This window comes from Roseovarius sp. MMSF_3359, assembly GCF_030733385.1.
GTDB lineage: Bacteria > Pseudomonadota > Alphaproteobacteria > Rhodobacterales > Rhodobacteraceae > Roseovarius.
The window spans coordinates 536,360-542,382 of record NZ_JASHJC010000001.1 but is presented as its reverse complement, the minus strand read 5'-3'; the positions used below and the strand labels follow the sequence as shown (position 1 = coordinate 542,382).

Sequence of the window (6,023 nt, the reverse complement as noted above, 5' to 3'; positions counted from 1 at the left end):
CATATCGCAACCGCACAAACCTTCGGCACCAAATACTCCCGATCATTCGCCAAAACCGGCAACTGAATGTTCATGTCTCGTCTTCCTTCTTACTCAGGCGGCCAGTTTGGCACGTTCATCAAGTGCCGCCTGTGGCGGCGACGCATCGTTTACACCCATCTCGGCAAGGGCCTCGCCCGCGGCAGCTACGACCTGCCGCATGACGCCTTCATCCATCTGCCCGATACACCCGATGCGGAAACTGTCGACCACAGTCAGCTTGCCGGGATAGATGATAAAGCCCTTGTCTTTCATCAGCTCGTAGAACTTCGCAAATTCAAATGCCGGAGAGGCCGGGCAAAAGAACGTGACGATGATCGGGCTGAGCCAGCGATCCTTGAGCAGTGTCTCGAACCCGAGGCTGCGCATGCCATCGACCATCACATCGCGATTGCGCGTATACCGCGCCCCGCGCCCGTCGACGCCGCCCTCGGCCTCGTGGCTCTTGAGCGCCTCCAGGAAGGCCGCGACCACATGGGTGGGCGGTGTGAAACGCCATTGTCCTGTCTTCTCCATGTTCTCCCACTGGGCATGGACATCAAGGCTCAGCGAATGACTGTTGCCCTTGGCGGCCTCAAGCTCGGATTTTCGGGCGATAACGAAGCCGAAACCCGGCACGCCTTCGATACATTTATTGGCGGAACTGACCATCGCCTCATAACGGATCTGCGCCACCTCAAGCGGGATCGCCCCGAAAGCCGACATGCTGTCGACCAGCAATTTGCGGCCCGCGGCATAGGTCACTTCGGAGATCTCTTCGACCGGGTTCAGGATGCCGGAGCTGGTCTCGCAATGGATTGCGACCACATGGGTGATCGCCGGGTCTTCGGCCAGGACCTGCGCCACCTCGTCACCCCGCGGTGGCAGGTAATCGCCCTTGTCCAGCACAACGTGATCGCGGCCCAGATACGCCATCGTCTTGGCGGACCGTTGCCCATAGGCGCCGTTGGCGAGGACCAGGACCTTGCCATCCCGGGGCACAAAACTGCCGAGCATCGCCTCGACGCAGAACGAGCCGCTGCCCTGCATCGGCACGCAGTCGAAATCGTCCCCACCCGGGCCTAGCAGTGCCAGAAGCCGCGACCGCATCTCTCGGGTCATCGCGCGGAAATCATCGTCCCAACTGCCCCAATCCCTCAGCATGGCCTGCTTGACCGGAAAGGACGTGGTCAGCGGACCGGGTGTCAGCAGATAGGGCTCACCAAGTTCAGGTGCTCTGATTTCTGTCCGAGGGGTGGTCATTTCGGCCTCCAAACTGGCATCTCGGATTTACAAATGCAGGATTCTCTTCCATATGTGAAATTGTAAAATACGATTGATCTATAGGTAAAACCGATAGACCATAAGAAAGCCCGATAATGCGCCACAGCCAGTTGAAAGCATTTCATTTCGTCGCCCTGCATGGCGGCTTTTCCCGCGCGGCAGAGGCACTGTACCTGACGCAGCCGGCGATCTCGGAGCAGGTGCGGAAGCTGGAGCAGGACCACGATGTGCTGCTCTTTCACCGCGAACGCAAGCGGGTGCAACTGACCGATGCCGGGGAGCGCCTCTTTCGCCTGACCAAGCACTATTTCGAGATCGAACAGCAGATCGGGGAATACATGTCCGAAACCCGCGCGGCGGTTGACGGCTCGTTGCGGATCATCGCGGATTCGGCCCATCACGTGACCGATATCCTGAGCGCCTTTCGCCAACGCTATCCCAATGTCGTTGTGTCGCTGCGCACCGGGAACTCGGATGAGGTGATCGAGGAGTTGCGCGCCTTCAACGCCGAGGTGGGCGTGGCAGGTAGCCTGACACCGGGGCGCGACATGGAAACGCTCAGCCTCGGCAACACGCCCATCGTCGCCTTCGCCGCGAAGGGGCTTTTACCCGAGGACAAGTCCAGCATCACGATGCGGGAACTGGCCAAACTGCCGCTGATCTTCCGGGAAACCGGATCAAAAACCCGCCAGAAACTCGAAGAAGAGGCGGTCAGGCGCGGACTGGCCCTTTTGCCGGCGATCGAAGCCGAGGGGCGCGAAACCGTGCGCGAGGTCGTGGCGTCCGGCGCCGGTGTCGGCTTCGTGTCGCAGGCCGAGTTCGGTCACGATGAAAGGCTGGTTCAGATCGAGTTGAAGGACATGGACCTGCGGATGGGTGAATCCCTTGTGCATCTCGTGCAGCGCCGCGAGGTCAAGGTGATCCGCGCCTTCATGGAACTGGCCCGCAGCCTGACGCAGGACAACACCTGAGCGATTCAATCCTCGTCGTCGTCCGTCATCGTCTCGATCAGCCGCGTTTCAAGCAATTGCCCGCCGCGGTAGAGGATCGGATAGCTGACCGAGGCGATATGGCTGTTCATCTCGCGCAGCGCCCTGAGCACCTCGAGGTGAACATCGCTTGAATCAAAGCTGGCCTGCGTGCCTTCGGTCAACCGTTTGAGGTGCTTTTTGCGGCTCGACCGCTCAAGGCGCGTCATCTCGGCTTTTTCCTCAAGAAGCAGCCTTGCGCTTTCGAGGTCATCCGAGATCAACACATTCGACGCCAGCCCCATATTGGCCATCATGCGTTCATGGATGCTGATCAGCTCCTCCTGACCGGCCTTGGAGAACTTGATGCCCTTCTCCGACTTCTCCTGCGCCAGCGGCAGAACCAGCTTGGCCACCAGATCGCCGACGGTCTCCAGCGCAATGGCATATTCCGTCAGTTCCCGCGCGCGCTTCTTCTGCTGCTTGGTTGCCTCATCCATGGGCATATCGGCCACGAACCGTCGGATGTCATCCAGGGCGTCGTTCACGATCGCGTCGCGGGCAATGATCGCCGTGGCCTTGTCCTTGTCGTAAGTGACGAAGAAATCCATGATCGGGGCCGTCATACCGTCGATCACCTGCGACATGCGCAACACTTCGCGCTTAAGATTGGCCAGCGCCAGTTGCGGCGTCTTGAGCGATGCCTCGTCCAGGACCGAGCGATGCAGTTGCGGCAGGTCCTCTTCGGTCGCTTCATCGACAGGCAGGAACCGGGCAACCGGACGCTCCAGCAAGCGACAGAATGGCAAAGCCAGCAGCAGGCAGGCGTTGAAGGCAAGATGCGCGTTGATGAGCGTTTGTGCAGGCCCCAGCCATTCGAGATAAGGCAACACGGGCAACCGGTTCACCACCAGGAGCGCGATCACAGCGCCGCTGCCACGCAATAGGAAATTGGCCACCGGCACACGTCGTGCGATAGGTCCCATATTGCGGGTCAGCCAGACCGGGATGATCGCACTGCCGAGATTGGCGCCCAGCACCAGCGACACGCCCGCCGCCACGGGGATCGCGTCGATGGCCACCAAGGTCACGCACATGAGGATGACAGCGACGCTTGAATGCATGACCCACGCCAGCACCGCGCCAACGATAAAGGCAGTGACGAAATCACGCTCAAGGTAGCCCGCGATGGACGGCAGGAAGCTGCTGTCACGAATGGGGTCCATGGTTTCCCGCAGGAAACGGAGCGAGATGAGGATAAACGCGATGCCGAGGATGATCCGGCCCGCCTGTTTGAGCTTGCGGCTGTCGGATTTGATGAAGAACGCCCCGCCCGTGGCCAGAAGGAACGGCACCAGCCATTCGAGCTTGAACGACAGGACCTGGATCAGCAGCGCAGAGCCGAGATCGGCGCCCAACACCACGGCCAGCCCCGCCGGAAACCCCAAGGCGCCCGTGCCTGCAAACCCCGCGACCAGCAGGCCCACCGCCGCCGAGCTCTGCAAGACGATCGCAAGCACAAGGCCGGTCGCCGCGGAACTGACCGGGGAGGTCGCCGTCGTCACAACCCGGCGGAACGATGCCCCGAAGGCGCGCTCGATCCCGGTACGGACCATCCGCACGGCATAGAGGAGCAGCATCGTGGCGCCCATGAGTTGCACGACGAAATAGATAATGGTCATTGCCCGGCCCCTCTTTCCGGCGCAAAACCGCATGGCACATTGATGTCCGTCATGCGGCCTCCGCGGGTACTGCGGTCACGACCGCGATCTGCCAGTTCTCGAATACCGATGAATAGGCCACACCCGGCGGCGTATCGGTGACAAGCGTGTCGACGTCGGCGCCATCGCACATCACCAGCGGCGCGCGTTGCCCGAATTTCTGCTGGTCTGCTGCAACGATGGTGTGGCCGGCTTGCGCAATCACCGTACGGGCCAGCGCCGCTTCGTTCGGGACTGACAGCAGGAAGCCGGTTTCGGGGTCGATCCCATCGACGCTGAACACTGCAAAATCGAACCGGAATTTCTTGACGTAAGCCTCGGTCTCCTGCCCGAACGTGCCCCATTCGGCATCGCGCAGCTCTCCACCGGCGAGGAACACGCGGTTGCCCCGCCGCTTGGCCAGCGATTGCGCCGCATTCAGGGAATTGGTCACGACAAAGAGGTTTTCGTGTTTGCGCAAGGCATGGGCCACGAAGGCGGTGGTGGAACCGACATCAAGAAAGAGGCAGGCGCCATCGGGGATCAGGCGGGCCGTGGCCCGGGCGATCAGGTTTTTCTCATCCGACCGCTGGCCAAGGCGCGAAAACACACCCGCCTCACCATGCGCGTCGGGCAGGTAGGCACCGCCATGCACCCGCCGGACCAGATCCGCTTTTGCCAGGGCCTTGGTGGTCCTGCGCACGGTCTCCTCGGAGACGCCTAAAAGATCGGCAATGTTCGAATTTCGCGCCGAGCCGCCAAGGCGGCGCAAGGCGTCCAGCACTTCGACTTCGCGATGATTGCTCGTATTCTTGTTGATTTTGCGCATTTCTTACCTTTAGTCGGTCAAAAAACCACAAAACCATTCATTTGTCCATATCTGTGACGGTTTCTGCCCGCGAACCTCATCTGGCGGTTGTTGCAGTACTGAAGTAAACGACATCTACAGTGAGATTTCGAATGCGACACGACCAGGTTTCGGGGACACAGATGAAGAACCAGCAAAAAGTCATCGACGGCATTTCGGTCCCGGTCATGGTGCTGGATAACGATCTGCATATCTCGCTGGCAAACAAGGCCGCGTTCAAGAGTTTTCCGGAACTGGAAACCGGCGCGGGGCTTGAAAAACTGGGCGATATCGACCGCGACATTGATCAGCTTTTCCGCGACACTCTGGCCAATCGCGGATCAGCCTCGGTGACCATCGTTACCGATGAGACCTTTCAGCGCGAGTTCCTGATCTCGGTCAAGACGGTTGTCGATTTGAAGGACTTTCCCGAACCGACCCTCGTTGTCACTTTCGAAGATCAGACCCCACTGCGCGTCGCCAAATCCATGCGCAGCGATTTCGTCGCCAACGTGTCACATGAAATCCGTTCACCACTGACCGCCATTTCGGGCTTTGTCGAAACCCTTCAGGGCGACGCCAGTGACGACCCCGATGCAAGCAAACTGTTTCTGGGGTTGATGGAGAAGGAAGTGGCGCGGATGACCAACCTGGTGTCGGACCTGCTGTCGCTCTCCAAGGTTGAGGCCAAGGAACGGCGCGCGCCCAAGAACCCGCTCGATGTGAACCAGACAATTCATCAATCCATCGAATCGGTCTCCGCCCTGGCAGATAAACGCGGCAAAACGCTCGAAATCGACGTCACGCCCAACCTGCCTTCGATTCGCGGAAAACGCGATGATCTCGCCCGCGCGCTGATTAATCTGCTCGAAAACGCGATCAACTACAGTCGAGATGGCGGCACGGTCAGGCTCAGTGCGCATTCTGCCCCGGCGGACAATCCGCTGGGGGGTGCCGCCGTCTGCATCGCGGTAAACGACGAAGGCGAAGGCATTCCGGCGGCTGAAATTCCCCGCCTCACGGAGCGGTTTTATCGTGTAGATAAAAGCCGTTCGCGCAATATTGGTGGCACCGGCCTTGGCCTCGCGATCGTCAAACACATCCTGGTGCGGCACCGTGGTCTGCTGACCATCGAAAGCACGGTCGGCAAGGGCTCGACCTTTACGGCCTACCTGCCCGTTGCTGCGCTGCAGAAAACCTGACGCT

5 protein-coding genes are annotated in these 6,023 nt (G+C 60.1%); 2 read left to right on the top strand and 3 right to left on the bottom strand.

The window, feature by feature from the left end:
- Nucleotides 1–93 precede the first annotated feature (93 nt).
- Nucleotides 94–1,281: a 2-aminoethylphosphonate--pyruvate transaminase gene (locus RBB29_RS02760; protein ID WP_306116209.1), complete on the bottom strand. Its 1,188-nt coding sequence runs from the start codon at nt 1,279–1,281 to the stop codon at nt 94–96.
- Between the two features lie 116 nt (nt 1,282–1,397).
- Between RBB29_RS02760 and RBB29_RS02755 the strand changes: the two genes are divergently transcribed.
- The gene (locus RBB29_RS02755; RefSeq protein WP_306116208.1) at nt 1,398–2,273 is read left to right on the top strand and encodes a LysR substrate-binding domain-containing protein; all 876 of its coding nucleotides are present in this window, start codon (nt 1,398–1,400) and stop codon (nt 2,271–2,273) included.
- Between the two features lie 5 nt (nt 2,274–2,278).
- Here RBB29_RS02755 and RBB29_RS02750 read toward each other — a convergent pair whose 3' ends face one another.
- Entirely contained in the window at nt 2,279–3,952 is a 1,674-nt protein-coding gene (locus RBB29_RS02750; RefSeq protein ID WP_306116207.1) for a Na/Pi cotransporter family protein, read from the bottom strand.
- 49 nt (nt 3,953–4,001) lie between these two features.
- Nucleotides 4,002–4,799 carry a DeoR/GlpR family DNA-binding transcription regulator gene (locus tag RBB29_RS02745; RefSeq protein WP_306116206.1) on the bottom strand — a complete coding sequence of 266 codons (798 nt, stop codon included), beginning with the start codon at nt 4,797–4,799 and terminating at the stop codon, nt 4,002–4,004.
- Between the two features lie 161 nt (nt 4,800–4,960).
- Between RBB29_RS02745 and RBB29_RS02740 the strand changes: the two genes are divergently transcribed.
- Nucleotides 4,961–6,019, top strand: a complete 1,059-nt coding sequence (locus RBB29_RS02740) for an ATP-binding protein (RefSeq protein WP_306116205.1) — start codon at nt 4,961–4,963, stop codon at nt 6,017–6,019.
- Nucleotides 6,020–6,023: the final 4 nt, after the last annotated feature.

Bases quoted from the DNA above. Each gene is read 5' to 3' on its own strand.
- RBB29_RS02745 (WP_306116206.1), bottom strand. From the start codon at position 4,799: ATGCGCAAAATCAACAAGAATACGAGCAATCATCGCGAAGTCGAAGTG.
- RBB29_RS02740 (WP_306116205.1), top strand. From the start codon at position 4,961: ATGAAGAACCAGCAAAAAGTCATCGACGGCATTTCGGTCCCGGTCATG.
- RBB29_RS02760 (WP_306116209.1), bottom strand. From the start codon at position 1,281: ATGACCACCCCTCGGACAGAAATCAGAGCACCTGAACTTGGTGAGCCC.
- RBB29_RS02755 (WP_306116208.1), top strand. From the start codon at position 1,398: ATGCGCCACAGCCAGTTGAAAGCATTTCATTTCGTCGCCCTGCATGGC.
- RBB29_RS02750 (WP_306116207.1), bottom strand. From the start codon at position 3,952: ATGACCATTATCTATTTCGTCGTGCAACTCATGGGCGCCACGATGCTG.